The sequence below is a fragment of the Blastococcus sp. SYSU DS0541 genome, from assembly GCF_054050875.1.
Genome location: NZ_JBJHAD010000019.1, coordinates 60,331 through 82,172 on the forward strand (window position 1 = coordinate 60,331; position 21,842 = coordinate 82,172).

Here is a 21,842-nt window from a genome sequence, read left to right on the forward strand (position 1 = left end):
AGGGCCAGCCAGATGGCGATGATCAACCGCAGGCGAGCCATCAGCGGCCGAGGACGTCCCGCAGCGCCGCGACCACGAGCGCGACCCGGTCGGGAGCGGCGTTGGGCCCCATGAGGCCGATCCGCCAGACGGTCGAGGCGTAGGCACCCACTCCCCCGCCGATCTCCAGGTCGTACCGCTCCAGCAGCTCCTTGCGGACGGCAGCCGGGTCGACGCCCTCGGGCACCTTCACCGTCGTCAGCTCCGGCAGCCGGTGGCCCTCGGCGGCGAAGAGCTCTAGGCCCAGTTCGGCCAGCCCCTCGTGCAGCAGCCGGCCCGCCTCGGCGTGCCGCGCGTGCACGGCGTCGAGCCCCTCGTCGAGGATCCGGCCGAGCCCGGCGTGCAGCGACACGACCATGCCGGTCGGCGCGGTGTGGTGGTACGTGCGCCCGCCCGACCCGGCGGCCTCACCCGCGTAGCCACCGAGCATCCCGAGGTCGAGGTACCAGCTCTGCGGCCTCTCGACCCGCCGCTCCCAGGCCCGGTCGGAGATGGTGAACGGGGCCAGCCCCGGCGGCACGCCCAGGCACTTCTGCGAGCCTGCGTACGCCAGGTCCACACCCCACTCGTCCAGCCGCACCGGGATGCCGCCCAGCGAGGTGACGCAGTCGGCCAGCAGGAGCGCGTCACCCTTGCCGGCGGCCAGCGGCTCGAGGTCCGAGCGGACCCCGGTGGAGGTCTCGGCGTGCACGGCCGCGATGAGCTTCGGCGACGGGTGCGCCGCCAGGACGCGCTCGGCGTCGACCGGCTGCCCCCACTCGTGGTCGACCGCGACGACCTCGGCCCCGCACCGGGCGGCGACGTCGGTCATCCGCTGCCCGAACAGGCCGTTCACCGCGACGACGACGACGTCGCCCGGGCCCACGGTGTTGACGAAGGCGGCCTCCATCCCCGCCGAGCCGGTGGCCGACAGCGGGAGCGTGCGGCGGCTCGCCGTGCCGAACACCTGTCGCAGGCGGTCGGATGTCTCGTCCAGGATCTGCAGGAAGAGCGGGTCCAGGTGGCCGAGCAGCGGCTGCCCGAGGGCGACCATGGCCTCCGGGTAGGGGTTGGACGGACCGGGACCGAGCAGGGTGCGGGCACGCAGCGGCATGCCCGGACGCTACCGAGAGGCCACGATGAGCGCCGAGTCACCGGAACCGCTCCGTCACGACGAGGCCCGCGCCATGTGGTCGGCCTACGTCGAGGGGCGGGGCGAGCCCGTCCCGCCCGGTGACGAGCCCCCGGTCGAGCGGTTCGGGGACAACCCGCCGCTGGCCGACGAGCTGATCGGCCTGGTGCTGGCCGGCACCAAGCGCGCGACGGCGGCACTGGTCGTGGACTTCCTCGACGACGACCAGCCGCTGCCGCGCATCGGCGGGCACTGGATCGCCTGCGACGGCAGCGGGGCGCCGCGCTGCGTCCTCCGGACGACGGAGCTGCGGCTGGGCCCGCTGCGCAGCGTGGACGACGCCTTCGCCCGGGACGAGGGCGAGGGCGACCGGACGCGGGACAGCTGGCTGCGCGAGCACGACCGCTACTTCCGGCGCACCCTTCCCCGGCGCGGCCGGAGCTGGTCCGACGACCTCGAGGTGGTCTTCGAGCGCTTCCGGGTCGTCTGGCCGCCCGAGGTGGCCGACTGACGGTAGGCGTCGTCGGGTCCCATCGCCCGAGGAGCCGGGACCGCCCACCACCCCGGGCCGGTCGGCTACTTCGTGGGGTCGGACGGGCCCGGGGCGCCGGGCTCGCCGGGCAGCGGCGGCTCCTCCGGCTTCGCGTCGATCCCCGCCTCCTTGCGCTGCGCCTCGGTGATCGGTGTCGGCGCGCCGGTCAGCGGGTCGAATCCGGCGCCCGTCTTCGGGAAGGCGATGACCTCGCGGATCGAGTCCACCCCCGACAGCAGCGCCGAGAGCCGGTCCCAGCCGAGCGCGGCGCCCGCGTGCGGCGGCGGCCCGTAGGCGAACGCCTCCAGGAAGAAGCCGAACCGCTCGCGGGCCTCCTCGCGGGACATGCCGAGGGTCTCGAACACCCGCTCCTGCAGCTCGGCGTCGTGGATGCGCACCGAACCGCTCATCACCTCGTTGCCGTTGATCACCATGTCGTAGGCGTCGGACAGCGCCGCGCCCTTGTCCTCGGCGAACCGGTCGCGCCACTCGGGGGTGGGCGAGGTGAAGGGGTGGTGCATGAAGGTCCAGTCGCCGTCCTCGGTCTCCTCGAACATCGGGAAGTCGACGACGAACAGGAACGACCAGGAGCCCGGCTCGATCAGCTCCAGCCGCTTGGCGATCTCGTTCCGCGCCGCCCCGAGCAGCTCCTGCGAGGAGCGGCGCGCGCCGGCGGCGAAGAAGACGCAGTCACCCGGCTTCGCCCCGACGGCCTCGACCAGCCCCGCGCGCTCGGCGTCGGAGATGTTCTTGGCGACCGGCCCGCCCAGGGTGCCGTCCTCGGCGATCGTCACGTACGCCAGCCCGCGGGCGCCGCGCGACTTCGCCCAGTCCTGCCACGCGTCGAACGCCCGCCGCGGCTGCGAGCCGCCACCGGGCATGACGACGGCGCCGACGTAGGGCGCCTGGAAGACGCGGAACGGCGTCCCGGCGAAGTAGGAGGTCAGCTCGGTGAGCTCGATGCCGAAGCGCAGGTCGGGCTTGTCCGAGCCGAAGCGGTCCATCGCCTCGCGGTAGGTCATCCGCGGGATCTCGGGGATGTCGTAGGACGCCAGCTCCCGCCACAGCGCCCGGACGACGTCCTCCGCGATCGCCAGCACGTCGTCCCGCTCGACGAAGCTCATCTCGAAGTCCAGCTGGGTGAACTCCGGCTGCCGGTCGGCGCGGAAGTCCTCGTCCCGGAAGCAGCGGGCGATCTGGTAGTAGCGCTCCAGGCCGCCGATCATCAGCAGCTGCTTGAACAGCTGCGGCGACTGCGGGAGGGCGTACCACTTGCCCTGCTGCAGCCGCACCGGCACCAGGAAGTCGCGCGCGCCCTCGGGGGTGGAGCGGGTCAGGTTCGGCGTCTCGACCTCGGTGAACCCGTGCCCGGCCATCACCCCGCGGGCGATGCGGCTGATCTCCGAGCGCAGCCGCATCGCCCTGGCCGGCCCCTGGCGGCGCAGGTCGAGGTAGCGGTACCGGTACCGGACGTCGTCCGACGCCGCCTGGTCGGTCTCGATCGGGAACGGCAGCGGCGCAGCGGTCGACAGCACCCGCAGCTCGGAGGTCGCCACCTCGATCTCACCGGTGGGCAGCTCGGGGTTCTCGTTGCCCTCCGGGCGGCGCCGCACCTCGCCGGTGACGAGCACGCAGTACTCGTTGCGCAGGTGGTGGGCCTCCTCCTCGCGGACGACGACCTGCACGTACCCGGAGGCGTCGCGCAGGTCGAGGAAGACCACCCCGCCGTGGTCGCGGCGGCGGGCGACCCAGCCGGCGAGGGTGACGGTGGTGCCGGCGTCGGACGCGCGCAGCGTTCCGGCGTCGTGGGTGCGGAGCACGGAGGATTCCTTCGGGTGGGTGGAGGGAGCGGTGGAGCGGTTACCAGCGGTCGTGCACGTGGGCGCGGATGCGCTCGTCGTACAGCCGCTCGAGGTCGGCGAGCTGCGCGTCGGAGAGCGGCGCCATGGTGGCGGCCGCGACGTTGCCCCGCACCTGGGTGACGTTGCGCGCCCCCGGGATCACGGTGGTGACGCCGGGCTGGTCGATGACCCAGCGCAGCGCGAAGGCGGCGGTGGGCACGGCGTCGCCGGCGATCTGGGCGACCTCGCGGGCCGCCGCGACGCCGACGTCGAACGGCACGCCGGCGAAGGTCTCCCCGACGTCGAAGGCCTCGCCGTTGCGGTTGAAGTTCCGGTGGTCGTCGGCGGGGAACGTCGTCGACTCGTCGTACTTGCCGGTGAGCAGCCCGCTGGCCAGCGGCACGCGGGCGAGGACGCCCACCCCGGCGGCGGCAGCGGCGGGCAGCAGCTCCTCCAGCGGCTTGCGCCGGAAGATGTTGAGGATGACCTGGATGGTGGCGACGCCCTCGTGCTGCAGCGCGGTGAGCCCCTCCTGCACCGTCTCCACCGAGACGCCGTAGGCCGCGATCGAGCCGTCGGCGACGAGTGCGTCGAGCGTGTCGTACACGCGCTGGTCGGAGTAGACGGCGGTCGGCGGGCAGTGCAGCTGCACCAGGTCGAGGGTGTCGACCCCGAGGTTGCGGCGCGAGCGGTCGACCCAGGCGCGCAGGTTCTCCGGTGTGTACTGCGCCGCCTCGAACGGGTCGGCGCGGCGGCCGGCCTTGGTGGCCACGAACGGCCGGTCGGCCCGGGGGGCGAGCGCCTTGCGGATCCGCTCCTCGGAGCGGCCGTCGCCGTAGACGTCGGCGGTGTCGAGCAGGGTCACCCCCGCGTCGAGCGCGGCGTCCAGGACGTCGGTGGCGGTGTCCTCGTCGACGTCACCCCAGTCGCCGCCGAGCTGCCAGGTGCCCAACCCGATCACGCCGACCTCGGCGCCGGTCTTCCCGAGCGGTCGCTGCTCCATCGAAGTACTCACTCCCCCACACTCGCACGCACCGTCTCGAACAGCTCGGCCACGGGGACGGGCCGCTGCTCGCCGGTGCGCATGTCCTTCAGCTGGCCGACGCCCTCGGCCAGGTCCCGCTCCCCCACGACGACGACGTGCGTCGCGCCGGAGCGGTCGGCGGCCTTCATGGCGCCCTTGAGCCCGCGGTCGCCGTACACGGTGTCCGCCGCGACCCCCGCCTGGCGCAGCTGCCCGACCAGCCGGACCGCCACCCGCTTCGCCTCGGCCCCGAGCGGGACGACGAAGGCCTGCACGCCGGCCGTCGCGCCGATGTCCAGCCCCTCGGCCTGCACCGCCAGCAGCGTCCGGTCCACCCCGACGGCGTAGCCGATGCCGGAGACGTCCGGCCCGCCCAGCGCCGCCGACAGCCCGTCGTAGCGCCCGCCCCCGCCGATGGCCGACTGCGCGCCGAGCCCGGAGTGCACGAACTCGAACGTCGTCTTCGTGTAGTAGTCCAGCCCGCGCACCAGCCGCGGCGCCTCCGTCCAGCTCACGCCGAGGTCGGTGAGGTGCTGGCGGACGGCGTCGTAGTGGGCCTTCGTGGAGTCCGAGAGGTGGTCGACCATCAGCGGGGCGTCGCCGAGCTGCGCCTGCACCTCGGGACGCTTGTCGTCGAGCACCCGCAGCGGGTTGATCGCCGCCCGGCGCCGCGTCTCCGCGTCGAGGTCCAGCTTCTCCAGGAAGGCGACCAGCAGCTCGCGGTACTGCGGGCGGCAGGTCGCGTCGCCCAGCGAGGTCAGCAGCAGCTCGAAGTCGGTGAGCCCCAGGTCGCGGAAGCCCTGCACGCCCAGCGCCACCACCTCGGCGTCCAGCGCCGGGTCGTCGACGCCGAGGGCCTCCATGTCGACCTGGGTGAAGTGCCGGTAACGACCGGCCTGCGGGCGCTCGTAGCGGAACGCGGTGCCGACGGTCCAGAGCTTCGCCGGCAGCGCACCGCCGTGCAGCCGGTGCTCGATGAACGCGCGCATCAGCCCGGCGGTGAGCTCGGGGCGCAGCGTCAGCGAGCGGCCGCCGCGGTCGGTGAAGGTGTACATCTCCTTCGTGACGACGTCGGTCGACTCGCCCACGCCCCGGGAGAAGACCTCGGTGTGCTCGAACACCGGCGTCTCGACGTACCCGTAGCCCGCCCGCCGGAGCGGGGCCGTCAGCGTGTCGCGGACGGCGAGGAAGCGCGCGGAGTCCGGCGGCAGCGTGTCGAAGGCGCCCTTCGGGGCGGTGAGGCCGGTCATCAGAGCCCTCGTCCCCTCGGCGCCTGTGCGGCCTCGGCCAGGTAGGGGTTGGTCGCCCGCTCGCGGCCGATCGTCGTCGCCGGGCCGTGGCCGGGCAGGACGACGGTCTCGTCGTCCAGCGGCAGCACGACGTCGCGGAGCGAGCGCAGCATGTCCTCCCACGACCCGCCGGGCAGGTCCACCCGCCCCACCGACCCGGCGAAGAGCACGTCGCCGGCCAGCAGCCCCGGCGCCTCGCCGAGGTCGACGGAGAACATGACCGAGCCCTGGGTGTGCCCCGGCGCGTGCCGCACGGTCAGGTCGACGCCGGCCAGCGAGAGGACGGCGCCGTCGTCGAGCGCCCGCACCTCGGAGGGGTCGGGCAGCCGGACGCCGGTGATCAGCGGCGCCAGCGCAGGGCCGTGCCAGCGGGCGGGGTCGCTGAGCATCCCGAAGTCGTCCGGGTGGAGGTAGGCGGGGATGTCGTAGCCGTCGCAGACCGGCAGCACCGAGAAGGTGTGGTCCAGGTGGCCGTGGGTCAGCACGACGGCCACGGGCTTGAGCCCGTCCTCGGCCAGCATCCGGGCCAGCGGCTCGACGGCGTCCATGCCCGGGTCGACGACGACGCACTCCTGCCGCGGCCCGGAGGCGACGGCGTAGCAGTTGGTGCCGAAGGCGCCGGCGGGGAACGAGCGGATGAGCACCCGTGCAGGTTACGCGGGGGCCCCCGCCGCACCCGGCGCTGCCAGGGATCGGCCAGCCCCGCCACCTAGACTCGCACCCCGACCAGCGCGCCCGCCCGCCGTCGCGGCCGCCCACGTACGCCCCGCCCGCCCGAGGAGTCCGCCCCCGTGCCCACGAACAAGCAGCGCCGGGAAGCCGCGCAGCGTCACCTGCAGCGCCAGTTGGAGCGCCGCGCCGAGCAGGCGAAGAAGCGCCGCCGGAACCTCGGGCTGCTGCTCACCGCGCTCGCCCTCGTCGTGGTCGTCGGGGCCGCCCTGCTGCTCACCGACGTGTTCGGCGGCGACGACGAGAGCGACGACCTCGCGGCCGAGCCGACGACGCCGGCGGCCACGTCCTCGGCCGCGCGCACCACCAACGCCGACGGCACGGTCACCTGCGAGTACCTGCCCGACGAGTCGGGGAACACCAACCTCACCGACGTCGGCACGCCACCGAACCCGGAGGCCACGCCCACCCAGGGCACCGCCACCGTGCTGATGAGCACCGACCAGGGCGACCTGACCCTCACGCTGGACCGGGCGCAGGCCCCGTGCGCCGCGGCCAGCTTCGTGTACCTCACCGAGCAGGGCTTCTACGACGGCACCCCGTGCCACCGGCTGGTCGACGCCGACACCTTCGGCCTGCTGCAGTGCGGCGACCCGACCGGCACCGGCTCCGGCGGCCCGACGTACAAGTACGCCGAGGAGGTCACGCCGGACACGACCTACCCCCGCGGGACCGTCGCCATGGCCAAGACCGCCGCGCCGAACAGCACGGGCGGCCAGTTCTTCCTGACCTTCGTCGACACCGAGCTGCCGCCGGAGTACACGGTGGTCGGCCGGATCGACGAGGCCGGTCTCGGTGTGCTCGACGCGGTCGCGGCGGGCGGGGTCCAGGGCGCCGAGGGCCCCGGCGACGGCACCCCGAACATCCCGGTGACGATCGAGGACATGGCCGTCGTCGGCTAGGGCGGGGCACCCACCCGACAGGTGGCTGTCGCCCACGACGGCGCGTCGGGCCCCGGCGTGGTCAACGGTCCGCGCCGGCGACGCTTCGCGCGAGCCGGGACAGGGCCGCACCCAGGGCGGCGGCCGGGCGTTCCTCCACACGCGTCCAGTGGTGCACCTGCTCGGCGGACAGCCCGGCGAGGAGCAACTCCGCCCGCTCCAGGGGGTCCGCGGCTCCGCTCGCGCGCAGCAGCACCGCACAGTGCTGCCGCCAGAACCCGTACGAGCCCTTGCGCAGACGTGATCCGGGAGTCGACGTCTCCGAGAGCAGGACCAGGTCGAGGTGGCGCACCTGGAACTCCAGGTAGCCGGTCACGAAGGCCACCAGGCGATCGACGGCAGGGGCGCCCGGACCCAGCGGTGGCGGCCCGCCGAGGATGGCCTCCTGGAACTGGCGGCCCCGCTCGTCGAGGAGCGCTGCGGCCAGCCCGCCCTTGTCGGTGAACCGGCGGTAGAGCGTGCCCTTGCCCACGCCGGCCTCGGCCGCGATGTCGTCCATCGTCACGCCGGGGACGCCCCGCTCGGCGAAGAGCCCCTCGGCCGCAGCGAGGATGCGGAGCCGGTTGCGCGCGGCGTCCGCGCGCTCGGTGACCGGCCGCTCCCCCGCGATGCGGACCAACCCCGTCGACAAACCGGACCCTGGTCCGCTAACGTCCTCACCCATGAAACGGACTGTAGTCCACTACGAGGGGAGAACGTCGTGAAGGTGCTCGTACTGGGGGCCACCGGTTACATCGGCTCGGTCCTCGTCGAACGGCTGGTGGGTGCCGGGCACGAGGTGGTCGCGCTGACCCGCCCGGGGGTCGACGAGCCGCCGGCGATCGCGTCGGTGGGCACCGTCGTGGGTGACCTGGCAGAGCCCGAGGGCCTGTCGGCCGTGGTCGCGCCCGACATCGACGCCGTCGTCCACGTCGCCCCGCCGACGGGGGTCGCCGCCGCGGACATCGCCGCGGTCGAGGCCCTGCTCCTCCCCCTGCGCGGAACCGGCCGCACCTTCCTCTACACCAGCGGCCTCTGGGTGCTGGGGGCGACCGGCACCGACCCGGCCGACGAGGACAGCCCCCTCGACGCCATCGAGCTGGTCGCTCACCGGCCCGTGATCGAGCGACTGGTCCTCGACGCTGTCGAGACCGACGTCCGCGGCCTCGTCGTCCGTCCGGCGATTGCGCACGGCCGCGGCGGTGGCATCCCCGGGCTCCTCGTGAGCACAGCGCGGGACCACGGCGCCGGGCGTTTCGTCGGCAGCGCCGACACGCGGTGGCCGATGGTGCACGTCGACGACCTGGCGGAGCTGTTCCTGCTGGTGCTGGAGCAGGCTCCCGCGGGGCGCCTCTTCCACGGGGTCGCCGAGGAGGCGGTCCCGGTGCGCGAGTTGGCTGCCGCGGCTGCACGGGCCGCCGGCCTCGACGGATCCGCCGAGTCCTGGCCCGTGGAAGACGCTCGGGACGTCTTGGGAGCGGCCTTCGCCGACGCGCTCGCGTTGAGCCAGTCGGCCACCGGCGCCCGCGCCCGCGAGGAGCTGGGATGGCATCCCCGGAGGCCGGGCGCGGTGGAGGAGCTCGGAGCCGGCTCCTACGCGGCCAGCTGAGTGGGCTGACGGCGACCCGCCGGACCGGCCCCGCTGCAGGGGCCCGCGCCGAGCGTGCGAGGCGCGGGGGGCAGCGGGGTCCTTCTAGGCGGTGACGCGCTCGACGTCGAAGACGCCCTCGACGTTGCGCACCGTCTGCAGCACCGCGCCCAGGTGCGCGGGGTCGGCGAGCTCGAAGGTGAACCGGCTGATCGCCACGCGGTCGCGGCTGGTCTGCACCGACGCCGAGAGGATGTTGACCCGCTCGTCGGCCAGCGCCTTGGTCACGTCCGACAGCAGGCGGTGCCGGTCGAGGGCCTCCACCTGGATGGCCACCAGGAACACCGACCCCGGGGACGACGCCCACTCGACCTCTACCAGACGTTCAGGCTTGCTCCGCAGGTCACCGGCGTTGGTGCAGTCGGTGCGGTGCACGCTGACGCCCCCGCCGCGGGTGACGAAGCCAAGGATCTCGTCGCCGGGCACCGGGGTGCAGCACTTGGCGAGCTTGGCCCAGACGTCGGTCATGCCGTGGACGATGATCCCCGGGTCGCCGCGGGCCGTGCGCCGCGTCGACGGCCGGCGGGTCGGGATGGCGGTCTCGGCGATGTCCTCCGCCGCGCCCTCGCTGCCACCCAGGGCCACCATGAGCTTCTCGACCACCGAGGCGGCCGAGAGCTGGTGCTCCCCCACCGCCGCGTAGAGCGCGGTGACGTCGGCGAACCGCAGGTCCTTGGCCAGGGTGGACAGCGCCTCGCCGCCGAGCAGCCGCTGCAGCGGCAGGCCGGCCTTGCGCATCGCCCGGGTCAGGGCTTCCTTGCCGGCGTCGACGGCGTCCTCGCGCCGCTCCTTGGTGAACCACTGGCGGATCTTGGTCCGGGCGCGGGAGGAGCCGACGAAGGTCAGCCAGTCCTTCGACGGGCCCGCCGTCGGCGACTTGGAGGTGAAGATCTCGACGACGTCGCCGTTGGAGAGCTTGCTGTCCAGGGAGACCAGCGAGCCGTTGACCCGGGCGCCGATGGTGCGGTAGCCGACCTCGGTGTGCACCGCGAAGGCGAAGTCGACGGGCGTGGACTCCCCCGGCAGGCTCACCACGTCGCCCTTGGGCGTGAAGACGAAGACCTCCTGCGGACCGAGGTCGTAGCGCAGGGTCTCGAGGAACTCCCCGGGCTCCTGCGCCTCCCGCTGCCAGTCCAGCAGCTGGCGCAGCCACAGCATGTCGTCGGCCGAGCCGGCCTTCGGCGGCGCGCCGCTCTCCCCGGCCGCGGGCTTCCCGCCGGCGCGCGCCTTCTCCTTGTACTTCCAGTGCGCCGCGATGCCGTACTCGGCGGTGCGGTGCATGTCGTGGGTGCGGATCTGCAGCTCGACCGGCTTGCCCTGCGGCCCGATGACCGTCGTGTGCAGCGACTGGTACATGTTGAACTTCGGCATCGCCACGAAGTCCTTGAAGCGGCCGGGCACCGGCTGCCAGTGGGCGTGCATGATGCCCAGCGCCGCGTAGCAGTCGCGCACCGAGTCGACCAGGATGCGGATGCCGACGAGGTCCCAGATGTCGGTGAAGTCCCGGCCGCGGACGATCATCTTCTGGTAGATCGAGTAGTAGTGCTTCGGCCGGCCGGTGACGACGGCCTCGATCTTCGCCGCCCGCAGCTGCTCGGTGACCGACGCGGTGACCTCGGCCAGGTAGGTGTCGCGGGACGGCGCGCGCTCGGCGACCAGGCGGACGATCTCGTCGTAGCGCTTGGGGTACAGCGTGGCGAAGGCGAGGTCCTCGAGCTCCCACTTGATGGTGTTCATGCCCAGCCGGTGGGCGAGCGGGGCGAGGATCTCGAGCGTCTCGCGGGCCTTCTTCTCCTGCTTCTCGGGCGGGAGGAAGCGCAGCGTGCGCATGTTGTGCAGCCGGTCGGCCAGCTTGATGACCAGCACCCGCGGATCGCGGGACATCGCGACGATCATCTTGCGGATCGTCTCGGCCTGGGCGGCGTCACCCAGCTTCACCTTGTCGATCTTGGTGACGCCGTCGACGAGGTGCGCGACCTCCGAGCCGAAGTCGGTGGTGATCGTCTCGAGGGTGACGCCGGTGTCCTCGACGGTGTCGTGCAGCAGCGCCGCGATCAGCGTCGTGGTGTCCATGCCGAGCCCGGCGAGGATCGTGGCGACGGCGAGCGGGTGGGTGATGTAGGGATCGCCGCTCTTGCGCTTCTGGCTGCTGTGCGCGGCCTCGGCGACGTCGTAGGCCCGCTGCAGGAGCACCAGGTCGGCCTTGGGGTGGCTCTGCCGGTGGAGGGCGGCGAGCGGCTCCAGGACCGGGCGGACCAGGCCGCTGCGCTGGCCGGCGACGATGCGCCGGGCGAGGCGGTCGCGGACGCGGCGGCGGGGGGTCCCGGGCTCGACGTCGGGCGGATCGGCCCCCACGTCCTCGGGCCGGCGCACCGCGGGCCGCTCGGGGAGCGGGCTGCGCACCGGCGCCTCGGCCACGGCGTCGGTGACCGCTCCACCGGCGGCTGCCCCGGCCCGCGCGGCAGCCGCGTCGGCGGCTACTTCGGAGGCCACGGCTGCTCCTGCGGCTGGCAGAGGGGGGACCCTCACCATGCTAGCGGGACGACGCCCGCCGGCGTCGGGAGCGCGACCGGGATCTCCCCCGCTCAGGTGGTCCAGAGGGCGTGCACCGTGTGCGGCGCCAGCAGCTGCCGGCCCCCCAGCGCGGCGAGCTCCACGACCACCGAGATCGCCGACACCACCCCGCCGAGCTGCTCGACCAGCGCGACGGCGGCGCCCAGCGTGCCCCCGGTGGCGAGCACGTCGTCGACGACCAGGACCCGCTGCCCGGGCCGGATGGAGTCCGCGTGCAGCTCCAGGGTCGCGGTGCCGTACTCCAGGGTGTAGTCGGCCGAGACCCGCTCGCGCGGCAGCTTCCCGGCCTTGCGGACGGGCACCACGCCGACGCCGGCGTCCAGCGCCACCGCGGCGGCGAGCAGGAACCCGCGCGCCTCCACCCCGGCGACGACGTCGAACGGCCGCTCGCCGGAGCGCCGGGCGGTGAGCGCGGCCGTCCGCGGGTCCGACACCCCCGGGGACGCCAGCCCGTCGACCATCCGGCGGAAGGCGGGGCCGTCGGCGAAGACCGGCGTCAGGTCCCGGAAGACGATTCCCGGCTCGGGGTGGTCCGGGACGTCGACGGTGAGCGAGGCGATGAGCTCGTCGAGCGGCTGCTCCGCGGGTGCCGCGCTCACCGGCGCCGCTTGCCCGACGGCCGGCTGGCGCCGGGGCGCTGCGGGCGGGCGCCCGGGCGCGGCGCAGCGGTGGCGCCCCGCGGGGCGTCCGGGCGCACCGAGGACGGCGACTCCACCACGACGTCCGCGGTCACGGTGCCGGGCAGCTCCGCGGTGGCGACCGCACTGGGGCTCCGGCGACGGCGGGCGCTGGCCACCGGGCCGGTCGGCGCGGCCGTGCCACCGGTCCGGGCGGCCGAGGACCGCCGGGCCAGCACGCGGCGGCGCAGCGCCTGGACCTCGGGCTCCCGCTCCTTGAGGTCCGCGACGATCGGCGTGGCCAGCACGATCGAGGAGTAGGTGCCGGCGGCCAGGCCCACGAAGAGCACGAGGGCGAGGTCCTTGAGGGTGCCGACGCCGAGCAGCCCGGCCCCGACGAAGAGCAGGCCCGCGACCGGCAGCAGGGCGATGACCGAGGTGTTGATCGAGCGCATCAGGGTCTGGTTGACGGCCAGGTTCGCCGCCTCGCCCCAGGTCATGCGCGCACTGCGCTCCAGGTCGCGGGTGTTCTCGTCGACCTTGTCGAACACCACCACGGTGTCGTAGAGGGAGAAGCCGAGGATGGTCAGGAAGCCGATGACCGTCGACGGCGTCACCTCGAAGCCCACCAGGGAGTAGACCCCGGCGGTGATCACGATGTCGTGCACCAGCGCGGCCATGGCGCCGACCGCCATCTTCGGCTGGAATCGCACGGCCAGGAAGAGCACGACCGCGACCAGGAAGACCGCCAGCGCGACGAGCGCCTGGTCGGTGATGTCCTGGCCCCACTCGGCGCTGACCGACTCGGGGCTGACCTCGGCGGGGGTGATGCCGGCGACCTCGGCCAGCCCCTCCACCACGGCGCGCTCGGTCTCGTTGTCCAGCTGCGCGGTGCGGATCAGCAGGGTGTCCCCGCCCACGATCTGCGCCGTCGCCACCTCCGCCCCGGCGTCCTCGGCCGCGGCGCGCGCCTCCTGCAGCTGCTCCTGGGTGCCGGGCAGCCGGAAGCTGTTGCCGCCGGCGAAGTCGATGCCGAAGTTGAAGCCCCGGAACACCATCGAGGCGATGCACAGCAGCACGACGATCGCGGTGATCTTGTAGATCAGCCGGCTGCGGCCGACCACGTCGAGGCCCGCCTCGCCGTTGTAGAGCCGGTGCGCGAGCCCCGCGCGCCCGGCTCGCGGGGCCGGGGCCGCGGCGACGTCGTCGTCGGCCGGGTCCTGGGGCAGCCCGGCGTCCGCGAGCGCCTCCTCACCGGTGCCCACCGGCTCGTCCGCGGGCGTCCGCTCCGCCGGGTCCGTCGGGCGGGTCATGAGGTGCTCCTGTCCTGGCGACCGCCCGCGGCGGCGCCGACGAGTTCCCCGGCCGGGGCGCTCGCGGCGGGGCGGCGGGTGTGCTCCACCCGTCCGAGCCCGGAGAAGCGGTTCCGGCCGAAGCCCTTCAGCCGCGAGAGCACGGCCATGAGCGGGTGGGTGAAGAGGAAGACGACGACGAGGTCCAGCACGGTGGACATGCCGAGGGTGAAGGCGAAGCCCTTCACGTCGCCGATCGCCAGCAGGTAGAGGATCGCCGCGGCCAGGAAGCTGACCGCGTCCGCCGACAGGATGGTGCGCCGCGCGCGGACCCAGGCCCGCGGGACGGCGGACCGCAGCGAGCGGCCTTCCCGGATCTCGTCCTTGAGCCGCTCGAAGTAGACGACGAAGGAGTCGGCGGTGATGCCGATCGAGACGATGAACCCGGCGATGCCGGCGAGGCTCAGGGTGAACCCGATCTCGCGGCCCAGCAGGATCAGGCAGGCGTAGACCACCACCGCCGAGAGCACGAGGCTGGCGATCATCACCAGGCCGAGCAGCCGGTAGTAGAACAGCGCGTACACGAAGACCAGGGCGATGCCGATGGCCCCGGCGATCAGCCCGGCCTCGAGCTGCTCCTCGCCGAGCTCGGTGGAGATCGACTGCGCCGTCGCCTGGGTGAAGGTCAGCGGCAGGGCGCCGTAGCGGAGCTGGTTGGCCAGCTCGGTGGCCGACTCCTGGTCGAACTGACCGGTGATCGTCGTCGGGTTGGTCGTGATCGCGCTGTTGATCGTCGGCGCGGAGATGACCCGCCCGTCGAGCGTGAAGGCGACCGGCGAGCCGACGTTGGCCGTGGTGTAGGCGGCCCACGTGTCCAGGCCCTGGGCCTGGAAGTCCAGCAGCACGACCCACTCGCCGGTCCCCGGCTCGGTCCCCGCGGTGGCGTCGTCGATCTGCGTGCCCTCGATGATCGTGGGGCCGAGCAGGTACTTGACCGCGCCGTCCTCGCTGCAGGCGGCCACGAAGTCCTGGGGCCGGGTCACCTCGCCGGTGACGTTCTCCGCCTCGCAGGTGAGGGTGGCGAACTCGGCCGCCGCCTCCTCCTGGGTCACGGCGGGCGCGTCCGGGTCGGGCAGGGACGGGTCCGCGACCGCGCCGTCCCCGGTCGCCGGGTCCTCGGCGGGCGCCTCGGCGTCGTCGCCGGCCGCGCCGCCGTCGGCGGTCTCGGCGTCGGCACCCTCCTCGGTGCCGGTGCCCTCCTCGGTGCCGGTGCCCTCCTCGGCCGGGACGGCGGGGGCGGGGCCCTGGACCACCGGGCGGAAGCGGAGCTGCGCGGTGGCGCCGAGCTCACGGGCCTGCTCGCCGTCGTCACCGGGGACGGAGATGACGATGTTGCTGTCGCCCTCGGTGACCACCTCGGCCTCGGCGACGCCGAGGCCGTTGACGCGCTGCTCGATGATCCGGCGGGCCAGCTCCAGGTCCTCCTGGGCCGGCGCCTGACCGTCGGGGGTGCGCGCGGTCAGGGTCACCGTGGTGCCGCCGCGCAGGTCGAGCCCGAGCTGCGGCGTGCGGGTGTCCCCGGTGAAGAACACCAGCCCGTAGAGCAGGGCGACGATCAGCGCGAACGCGCCGAAGTAGCGCCCCGCCGGGAGGGTGCGGTTGGCCACGGAGCTCCTCCGGGTCAGACGGTGCCGTCGGCGGGGCGCGCGGTGTCCCCGTCGGACGGCGTGGCACCGGCCGGGCGGCGCACCTCGAGGATCGCCTGCCGGGCGAAGGTGACGACCACGCCGGGCGAGATCTCCAGGTCCAGGGTGGTGTCCCCCAGCGCGGCGACGGTGCCGTGCATGCCGCTGGTGGTCATGACCGGGGTGCCGATCGCGAGGGAGGCCTGCAGCGCGGCCTGCTGCTCCTGCATGCGCTTGCGCTGCCGCGCGGGCAGCACGAACAGCACGACGGCCAGCAGGGCCAGCATGATCAGCGGGAAGTACTCCACGACAGGTGTGCCTCTCTTCCGCGACGGGTGCCTCGCGGTGGTGCGGCCCGGGACGGGACCGCTCGGGTGCATCGGTTGCCGTACGCGCGGCTACCAGGCGGGACGCGCACGGCCCGGCCTGCGAGTTGCGCGCCAGCGTCCGGGAGTCTAGGCGTCGAAGAGGGTCTCTGACGACGACCCCGGTACCGGTGGGTCGGCGGTGACCCGCCCGAGGGGGACGCCGCCGCGCGGCACCGGCCGGCCCAGGTGCTCCCAGGCGGCCTCGGTGGCGACCCGTCCGCGGGGGGTGCGCGCCAGCAGACCGGCCCGCACGAGAAAGGGCTCGCAGACCTCCTCGACGGTGTGCGGCTCCTCCCCGACGGCCACCGCGAGGGTGGCGACGCCGACCGGCCCGCCCCCGAACTTGCCCACCAGCGCCTCGAGGACGGCGCGGTCCAGCCGGTCCAGCCCGAGGTGGTCGACGTCGTACAGCGCGAGCGCGGCCTCGGCGACCTCGCGGGTGACGCGGCCGTCGGCCTCCACCTCGGCGTAGTCGCGCACCCGGCGCAGCAGCCGGTTGGCGATGCGCGGTGTCCCGCGGGAGCGCCCGGCGATCTCGGCGGAACCTTCGTCGGTGAGCTCGACGCCGAGCAGGTCGGCGCTGCGGGCGAGCACCCGCTGCAGCTCGGCCGGCTCGTAGAACTCCATCTGCCCGACGAAGCCGAACCGGTCGCGCAGCGGCCCGGTGAGCAGCCCGGCCCGGGTGGTGGCCCCGACGAGGGTGAACGGGTTGATCTGCAGCGGGATCGCCGTCGCCCCGGGCCCCTTGCCGACGACGACGTCGACGCGGAAGTCCTCCATCGCCATGTAGAGCAGCTCCTCGGCGGGCCGGGCGATGCGGTGGATCTCGTCGATGAACAGGACGTCGCCGGGCGCCAGGTTGGACAGCATCGCCGCCAGGTCGCCCGACCGCTCGATCGCCGGACCACTGGTGATCTTCACCGAGGTGCCGAGCTCGGAGCCGATGATCAGCGCCAGGCTCGTCTTGCCGAGCCCGGGTGGCCCCGACAGGAGCACGTGGTCCGGGGTGCGCCCACGCCGCTTGGCCCCCTCGAGGACCAGGGCCAGCTGGCGGGCGACCTTCGGCTGGCCGATGAAGTCGTGCAGCGAGTGCGGCCGGAGCGCGGACTCGACGACCCGCTCCTCCTCGCCGGCCTGCGGCGACACCGTCCACTCCGGCGTCGCGTCGGCGGCGAGGTCACCGGTCAGCGACCGGTCGAACGGGGCGCTCACGCGTCCTCCTCGCTGGCGCTCGTCGCCCGCGTGAGCGGCGCTGCTCTGCTCATCGGTTCGCTCGCAAGCTCGCTCACGTCCTACCCAGCAGCTGGAGCGCCCGTCGGAGCAGCACCGCGACCTCCACGCTCCCGGTCGCGGCGACCTGCTCGTCGGCCACCGGGGCGAGCTGGGTCACCGCCGTCTCGGCCTCCTTGCCGCTCCAGCCCAGGCCGACCAGCGCGCTGGTGAGCTGGTCCCGCCAGGGCGCCACCGGCGTCACGGACGGCAGCCCGACAGGGGCGGGCGCGTCCAGCGAGGTGTCGGTGGTCGTGGACCCCAGCCGGTCGCGCAGCTCCAGGATCAGCCGCTCGGCGCCCTTCTTGCCGATGCCCGGCACCTGCATCAGCGCCTTGACGTCCGCCATCGACACCGCCCGGCGCACCTCGCGCGGCGGGTGGATCGCCAGCACCGCCTGCGCGAGCCGGGGGCCGACGCCGTTGGCGGTCTGCAGCAGCTCGAACAGCTGGCGCTCGTCGTCGTCGGCGAAGCCGTAGAGGGTGAGGCTGTCCTCGCGCACGACGAGGCTGGTCGCCAGCCGGGCGGACTCCCCCACCTGCAGGCGGGCGATGGTGCCGGGGGTGCACTGCACCGCGAGGCCGATGCCGCCCACCTCGACGACGGCGCCGTCCGGGGATACCGCGGCGACCCGGCCGCTGACGCTGGCGATCATCGCGCCGCCACCCCCGTCCACCGCGGCAGCGTGGTGCTGCGCACCGGCGCGCCGATCCCGCCGGCCAGCGCGGCGGTGCGCAGCCGCTGCTGGGCCGGGCCGCGCCAGGCGTGGCAGACCGCGAGCGCGAGGGCGTCGGCGGCGTCGGCCGGCTTCGGGGCGGCGGCGAGCCCGAGGACCCGGGTGACCATGAGGGTGACCTGCTCCTTGTCCGCGCGGCCGTTGCCGGAGATGGCCGCCTTGACCTCGCTGGGCGTGTGCCAGGCGACCGGGCGGTCGGCCTGGGCCGCGGCGAGCGCGGCGACCCCGGCTGCCTGCGCCGTCCCCGTGGCGGTGCCCTTGTTGTTCTGGGTGAACACCCGCTCGATGGCCACCACGTCAGGGCGGTGCTCGCGCAGCAGCGCCGTGACGGCGGTGTGCAGCTCGAGCAGCCGCAGCTCCAGGTCGAGCTCCGCGAGCGTGCGGACGACCCCGACCCCGACCGCCGTCGGTCGCGTCCCGGGGCGCCCGTCGACCACTCCCCACCCGCACCGGGTGAGGCCCGGGTCTATGCCGAGCACCCGCATGGTCACGCTCCCGTCAGCCGAACTGGTGTTCGACCGAGGCTAACCGGCCTCCCCGACCGAACCCCGCCAACACGCCCTGGCGACGTACTGGAACCGGCCGCGGTGCAGGGACCCGCGGCGAGCGGAGCGAGTCGTGGGGGGCACCGGGTAGAAGGACCCCCCCCCTCACCCCCCAGCACTCGCATACTCGCGCCGGGCCCCTGCGAGGGGGCCTAAGCGTCCGCCGCGACCTGCTCCATGACCTCGTCGGGCACGTCGTAGTTGGCGTAGACGTTCTGCACGTCGTCGCAGTCCTCGAGCGCGTCGATCAGCCGGAACACCTTGGCGGCCCCCTCGGCGTCGAGCTCCACCTGGACGCTGGGCTGGAAGCCGGCCTCGGCGGAGTCGTAGTCGATGCCCGCGTCCTGCAGCGCGGTGCGGACGGCGACCAGGTCGGTGGGCTCGCAGAGCACCTCGAGGGTGTCGCCGAGGTCGCGCACCTCCTCGGCGCCGGCGTCGAGCACCGCCATGAGCACGGTGTCCTCGTCGACGTCACCGGACTTCGGCACCGTCACCACGCCCTTGCGGGAGAAGAGGTAGGAGACCGAGCCGGGGTCGGCCATGGACCCGCCGTTGCGGGTCATGGCGGTGCGGACCTCCATGGCCGAGCGGTTCTTGTTGTCGGTCAGGCACTCGACGAGGACGGCGACACCGCCGGCGGCGTAGCCCTCGTAGGTGATGCCCTGGTAGTCGACGCCGCCGGCCTCGAGTCCGGCGCCGCGCTTGACCGCCCGGTCGATGTTGTCGTTGGGCACCGAGCTCTTCTTCGCCTTCTGGATGGCGTCGTAGAGCGTCGGGTTGCCGGCCGGGTCGCCGCCGCCGGTGCGGGCCGCGACCTCGATGTTCTTGATGAGCTTGGCGAACAGCTTGCCGCGCTTGGCGTCGATCCCGGCCTTCTTGTGCTTGGTCGTCGCCCACTTGGAGTGGCCGCTCACGGCTCTCCCCTCTCTGCGTCGGCCAGGTGACGGCGCACGATGTCGACGAACAGCGCGTGCACCCGGCGGTCCCCGGTCAGCTCGGGGTGGAAGCTGGTCGCCACGACGTCCCCCTGGCGGACCGCGACGATCCTACCGTCGGCCGCTCCCCCGACGACCCGGCCGAGGACGTGCACCGCCGGCCCGGCCTCCTCGACCCACGGCGCCCGGATGAAGACGGCGTGCAGCGGCCCACCGTCGACGCCGTCCAGCTCGACGCGGGTCTCGAAGGAGTCGACCTGGCGGCCGAAGGCGTTGCGGCGGACCGTCACGTCGAGCCCGCCGACCGTCTCCTGGCCGGGGGGCGCCCCGACCAGCCGGTCGGCGAGCAGGATCATGCCCGCGCAGCTGCCGTAGGCCGGCAGCCCGGCACGGACGGCGTCCCGCAGCGGCGCCAGCAGGCCCCACCGGGCGGCCAGCTTGGCCATGGTCGTCGACTCCCCGCCGGGGACGACGATCCCGTCGACGCCGGCGAGCTCCTTCGGGCGGCGCACAGGCAGGGCGTCGGCGCCCTCGGCACGCAGCGCGGCGAGGTGCTCGCGCACGTCGCCCTGGAGGGCCAGGACCCCGACGACGGGGCGGGCGGGGCCGGTGGACACGGCCGCCCACGCTACGGCGTGGCTCAGACCGCCGGCGCCGACGGGGCGAGGCCGGCCGCCCGGCTCGACGTCCAGGTGAGCAGCCACTCCAGCGGGCCGCGGCCGACGGTGCGCCGCCAGATCCAGGCGCCGGCCAGCGCGGCCGCGGCGAACCCGAGCCACGTGCCCGCGCCCTGCACGCGGCCGGGGACGACGTCCATCAGCACCCGGATCGCCAGGAGGTGGGCCGCGTAGACGCTGAGCGCCAGCGCCCCCACCGCCGCGACGGGGTCGGTGACCCGCGGCAGCCGCTCGGCCGCCAGCAGGCAGCCCACCACCACGAGGACGGCGAAGCCGGTGGAGCCGACCACCTCGAACGTCGTCCCGCTGTGCGCCTCTGCGCCGGTCAGCCAGCGGGCGTCGAAGACGCCCGGGACGGTGAAGCCGGTCTCCGGGCCGGCGGAGGGCACGCCGCCGGCCAGGAGCTCCGAGCTCGCCCAGCCCCCGCCGTAGCCCACGACCGCGGCGACCGCGCCCGCGGCCGCCAGCCGCGCACGCACCGCCCCGGAGGAGAGGTCCAGCCGCCCCACCGCCAGGCCGACCAGGACGAATGCGATCCAGAGCAGCGCCGGGTAGTAGCCGGTGACCAGCAGCGAGGGTCCCAGCGCCTGCGCCAGTCCGATCGTGGTCAGCACCTGGCCGAGGACGACGAGCACCGGCGGGGCGACGACGGCGACGAGGCCCGCGGTCACCAGCAGCCGGCGGACCGGCCAGCGCAGGAAGGGCAGCACCATCAGGAAGAGGACCCCGTAGACACCCAGGATTACCGCGACGAAGGTGTCCAGCTCCTGCAGCGCCAGTCCGATCGCGAAGACCCACAGCGCGCGGACGGCGATCCGCACGCGCACCCGGGACAGCACCGGCCCCTCGGGGGGCCGGCTGCGCCCGGAGAGCAGTGCGACCGAGATGCCGGCCAGGGTCGCGAAGAGGATCGACGAGCGGCCGTCGACGACCGCCGTCCAGGTCCGCGGGTCCGGCCCGAACTCGCCGCCCACCCGCAGGTGGGCGGCGAACATGCCGAGCACGGCGAGCCCGCGCGCGACGTCCAGCCCGGCGATGCGCCGCTGGACGTCCACGGTCACCAGCCGCGGGTGGCGTACCGCTCGCTCTCCGGGAGCGTCGCGACGTTGATGCCGACCATCGGCTCGCCGAGGCCCCGGGAGACCTTGGCGATCACGTCCGGGTCGTCGAAGAAGGTGGTGGCCTGGACGATCGCCGCCGCCCGCTGCACCGGGTCGCCGGACTTGAAGATGCCCGAGCCGACGAACACGCCCTCGGCGCCGAGCTGCATCATCATCGCCGCGTCGGCGGGGGTGGCGATGCCGCCCGCGGTGAAGAGGACGACGGGGAGCTTGCCGAGCCGAGCCACCTCGACCACCAGGTCGTGCGGGGCGCGGAGCTCCTTGGCCGCCACGAACAGCTCGGTCTCGTCCAGGGTCGCCAGCTTCCGGATGCCGGCGCGCAGCGCCCGCATGTGCCGGGTGGCCTCGACGACGTTGCCGGTGCCGGCCTCGCCCTTGGAGCGGATCATCGCCGCACCCTCGGAGATGCGCCGCAGCGCCTCGCCGAGGTCGGTGGCGCCGCAGACGAACGGCACGGTGAACGCGTGCTTGTCGATGTGGTGCGCCTCGTCCGCGGGGGTCAGCACCTCGGACTCGTCGATGTAGTCGACGCCGAGGGCCTGCAGCACCTGGGCCTCGACGAAGTGGCCGATGCGGGCCTTGGCCATCACGGGGATGGAGACGGCGTCGATGATGCCCTGCACCATGTCGGGATCGCTCATCCGCGCGATCCCGCCCTGGGCGCGGATGTCGGCGGGCACCCGCTCGAGGGCCATGACCGCGACGGCGCCGGCGTCCTCGGCGATGCGGGCCTGCTCGGGGGTGACGACGTCCATGATGACGCCCCCCTTGAGCTGCTCGGCCATGCCGCGCTTCACGCGGTCGGTGCCGGTCCGGCCGCCGGCGGGCTCGGGGTGCGTGGTCACGTGTGTCCGCCTCGGGGTGGGCTGATGGGGCGCCTCACCATACGG

21 protein-coding genes are annotated in these 21,842 nt (G+C 74.2%); 3 read left to right on the top strand and 18 right to left on the bottom strand.

All coding sequences use genetic code 11. The annotated features are described in order from the left end of the window. Positions 1 to 40: 40 nt before the first annotated feature. On the bottom strand, positions 41 to 1,132 hold the full coding sequence (locus ACI794_RS17990; protein ID WP_456617040.1) for a pyridoxal-phosphate-dependent aminotransferase family protein: 1,092 nt from the start codon (positions 1,130 to 1,132) through the stop codon (positions 41 to 43). A gap of 25 nt (positions 1,133 to 1,157) precedes the next feature. Between ACI794_RS17990 and ACI794_RS17995 the strand changes: the two genes are divergently transcribed. Next, positions 1,158 to 1,661 carry an ASCH domain-containing protein gene (locus tag ACI794_RS17995; RefSeq protein WP_456617041.1) on the top strand — a complete coding sequence of 168 codons (504 nt, stop codon included), beginning with the start codon at positions 1,158 to 1,160 and terminating at the stop codon, positions 1,659 to 1,661. Between the two features lie 65 nt (positions 1,662 to 1,726). Here ACI794_RS17995 and aspS read toward each other — a convergent pair whose 3' ends face one another. Genes aspS through ACI794_RS18015 form a run of 4 tightly spaced genes read right to left on the bottom strand, consistent with a single transcriptional unit; the run spans position 1,727 to position 6,480 of the window. Next, positions 1,727 to 3,502 (bottom strand): aspartate--tRNA ligase, encoded by a 1,776-nt coding sequence (gene aspS, locus ACI794_RS18000; RefSeq protein WP_456617042.1) that lies wholly within the window; start codon positions 3,500 to 3,502, stop codon positions 1,727 to 1,729. A gap of 40 nt (positions 3,503 to 3,542) precedes the next feature. After that, the gene (locus ACI794_RS18005) at positions 3,543 to 4,526 is read right to left on the bottom strand and encodes an aldo/keto reductase (RefSeq protein ID WP_456582212.1); all 984 of its coding nucleotides are present in this window, start codon (positions 4,524 to 4,526) and stop codon (positions 3,543 to 3,545) included. An 8-nt stretch (positions 4,527 to 4,534) separates the two neighbouring features. After that, positions 4,535 to 5,797: a histidine--tRNA ligase gene (hisS, locus tag ACI794_RS18010; protein WP_456601971.1), complete on the bottom strand. Its 1,263-nt coding sequence runs from the start codon at positions 5,795 to 5,797 to the stop codon at positions 4,535 to 4,537. After that, positions 5,797 to 6,480 (bottom strand): MBL fold metallo-hydrolase, encoded by a 684-nt coding sequence (locus tag ACI794_RS18015; protein ID WP_456601970.1) that lies wholly within the window; start codon positions 6,478 to 6,480, stop codon positions 5,797 to 5,799. Before ACI794_RS18015 ends, hisS begins: the two co-directional genes overlap by 1 nt. A gap of 147 nt (positions 6,481 to 6,627) precedes the next feature. Here ACI794_RS18015 and ACI794_RS18020 point away from each other — a divergent pair, with 147 nt between their 5' ends. Continuing rightward, positions 6,628 to 7,467: a peptidylprolyl isomerase gene (locus tag ACI794_RS18020; protein ID WP_456601969.1), complete on the top strand. Its 840-nt coding sequence runs from the start codon at positions 6,628 to 6,630 to the stop codon at positions 7,465 to 7,467. Between the two features lie 61 nt (positions 7,468 to 7,528). Here ACI794_RS18020 and ACI794_RS18025 read toward each other — a convergent pair whose 3' ends face one another. Continuing rightward, complete coding sequence (locus tag ACI794_RS18025) at positions 7,529 to 8,170, bottom strand: TetR/AcrR family transcriptional regulator (protein ID WP_456601968.1); 642 nt, start codon at positions 8,168 to 8,170, stop codon at positions 7,529 to 7,531. Between the two features lie 36 nt (positions 8,171 to 8,206). On the opposite strand from ACI794_RS18025, the gene ACI794_RS18030 reads away from it, so the two are divergent. After that, the gene (locus tag ACI794_RS18030; protein ID WP_456617043.1) at positions 8,207 to 9,094 is read left to right on the top strand and encodes an NAD-dependent epimerase/dehydratase family protein; all 888 of its coding nucleotides are present in this window, start codon (positions 8,207 to 8,209) and stop codon (positions 9,092 to 9,094) included. 84 nt (positions 9,095 to 9,178) lie between these two features. Here ACI794_RS18030 and ACI794_RS18035 read toward each other — a convergent pair whose 3' ends face one another. The 12 genes from ACI794_RS18035 to pdxS form a co-directional block, all read right to left on the bottom strand. Further along, positions 9,179 to 11,626: a RelA/SpoT family protein gene (locus tag ACI794_RS18035; RefSeq protein ID WP_456601966.1), complete on the bottom strand. Its 2,448-nt coding sequence runs from the start codon at positions 11,624 to 11,626 to the stop codon at positions 9,179 to 9,181. A gap of 92 nt (positions 11,627 to 11,718) precedes the next feature. Next, the gene (locus ACI794_RS18040; protein ID WP_456601965.1) at positions 11,719 to 12,306 is read right to left on the bottom strand and encodes an adenine phosphoribosyltransferase; all 588 of its coding nucleotides are present in this window, start codon (positions 12,304 to 12,306) and stop codon (positions 11,719 to 11,721) included. Continuing rightward, a complete protein-coding gene (gene secF, locus ACI794_RS18045) occupies positions 12,303 to 13,637 on the bottom strand; it encodes a protein translocase subunit SecF (RefSeq protein ID WP_456601964.1) in 1,335 nt (444 codons plus the stop codon). The genes ACI794_RS18040 and secF overlap by 4 nt, the downstream gene beginning before the upstream one ends. Continuing rightward, positions 13,634 to 15,283, bottom strand: a complete 1,650-nt coding sequence (gene secD, locus ACI794_RS18050) for a protein translocase subunit SecD (RefSeq protein WP_456601963.1) — start codon at positions 15,281 to 15,283, stop codon at positions 13,634 to 13,636. The genes secF and secD overlap by 4 nt, the downstream gene beginning before the upstream one ends. A gap of 14 nt (positions 15,284 to 15,297) precedes the next feature. Next, positions 15,298 to 15,609, bottom strand: coding sequence for a preprotein translocase subunit YajC (gene yajC / locus ACI794_RS18055; RefSeq protein ID WP_456601962.1), 312 nt, complete (start codon positions 15,607 to 15,609; stop codon positions 15,298 to 15,300). A gap of 147 nt (positions 15,610 to 15,756) precedes the next feature. After that, positions 15,757 to 16,881 carry a Holliday junction branch migration DNA helicase RuvB gene (ruvB, locus tag ACI794_RS18060; protein WP_456617044.1) on the bottom strand — a complete coding sequence of 375 codons (1,125 nt, stop codon included), beginning with the start codon at positions 16,879 to 16,881 and terminating at the stop codon, positions 15,757 to 15,759. A gap of 73 nt (positions 16,882 to 16,954) precedes the next feature. Next, positions 16,955 to 17,614, bottom strand: a complete 660-nt coding sequence (gene ruvA / locus ACI794_RS18065; protein WP_456617045.1) for a Holliday junction branch migration protein RuvA — start codon at positions 17,612 to 17,614, stop codon at positions 16,955 to 16,957. After that, complete coding sequence (gene ruvC / locus ACI794_RS18070; protein WP_456602018.1) at positions 17,590 to 18,159, bottom strand: crossover junction endodeoxyribonuclease RuvC; 570 nt, start codon at positions 18,157 to 18,159, stop codon at positions 17,590 to 17,592. The genes ruvA and ruvC overlap by 25 nt, the downstream gene beginning before the upstream one ends. A gap of 212 nt (positions 18,160 to 18,371) precedes the next feature. Next, the gene (locus tag ACI794_RS18075) at positions 18,372 to 19,133 is read right to left on the bottom strand and encodes a YebC/PmpR family DNA-binding transcriptional regulator (RefSeq protein WP_456582199.1); all 762 of its coding nucleotides are present in this window, start codon (positions 19,131 to 19,133) and stop codon (positions 18,372 to 18,374) included. Next, entirely contained in the window at positions 19,130 to 19,771 is a 642-nt protein-coding gene (gene pdxT / locus ACI794_RS18080; protein WP_456617046.1) for a pyridoxal 5'-phosphate synthase glutaminase subunit PdxT, read from the bottom strand. Before pdxT ends, ACI794_RS18075 begins: the two co-directional genes overlap by 4 nt. Before the next feature lie 23 nt (positions 19,772 to 19,794). Further along, complete coding sequence (locus ACI794_RS18085) at positions 19,795 to 20,892, bottom strand: heparan-alpha-glucosaminide N-acetyltransferase domain-containing protein (RefSeq protein ID WP_456617047.1); 1,098 nt, start codon at positions 20,890 to 20,892, stop codon at positions 19,795 to 19,797. Beyond that, positions 20,889 to 21,797 (bottom strand): pyridoxal 5'-phosphate synthase lyase subunit PdxS, encoded by a 909-nt coding sequence (gene pdxS, locus ACI794_RS18090; protein WP_456601957.1) that lies wholly within the window; start codon positions 21,795 to 21,797, stop codon positions 20,889 to 20,891. Before pdxS ends, ACI794_RS18085 begins: the two co-directional genes overlap by 4 nt. Between the last annotated feature and the right edge of the window lie 45 nt (positions 21,798 to 21,842).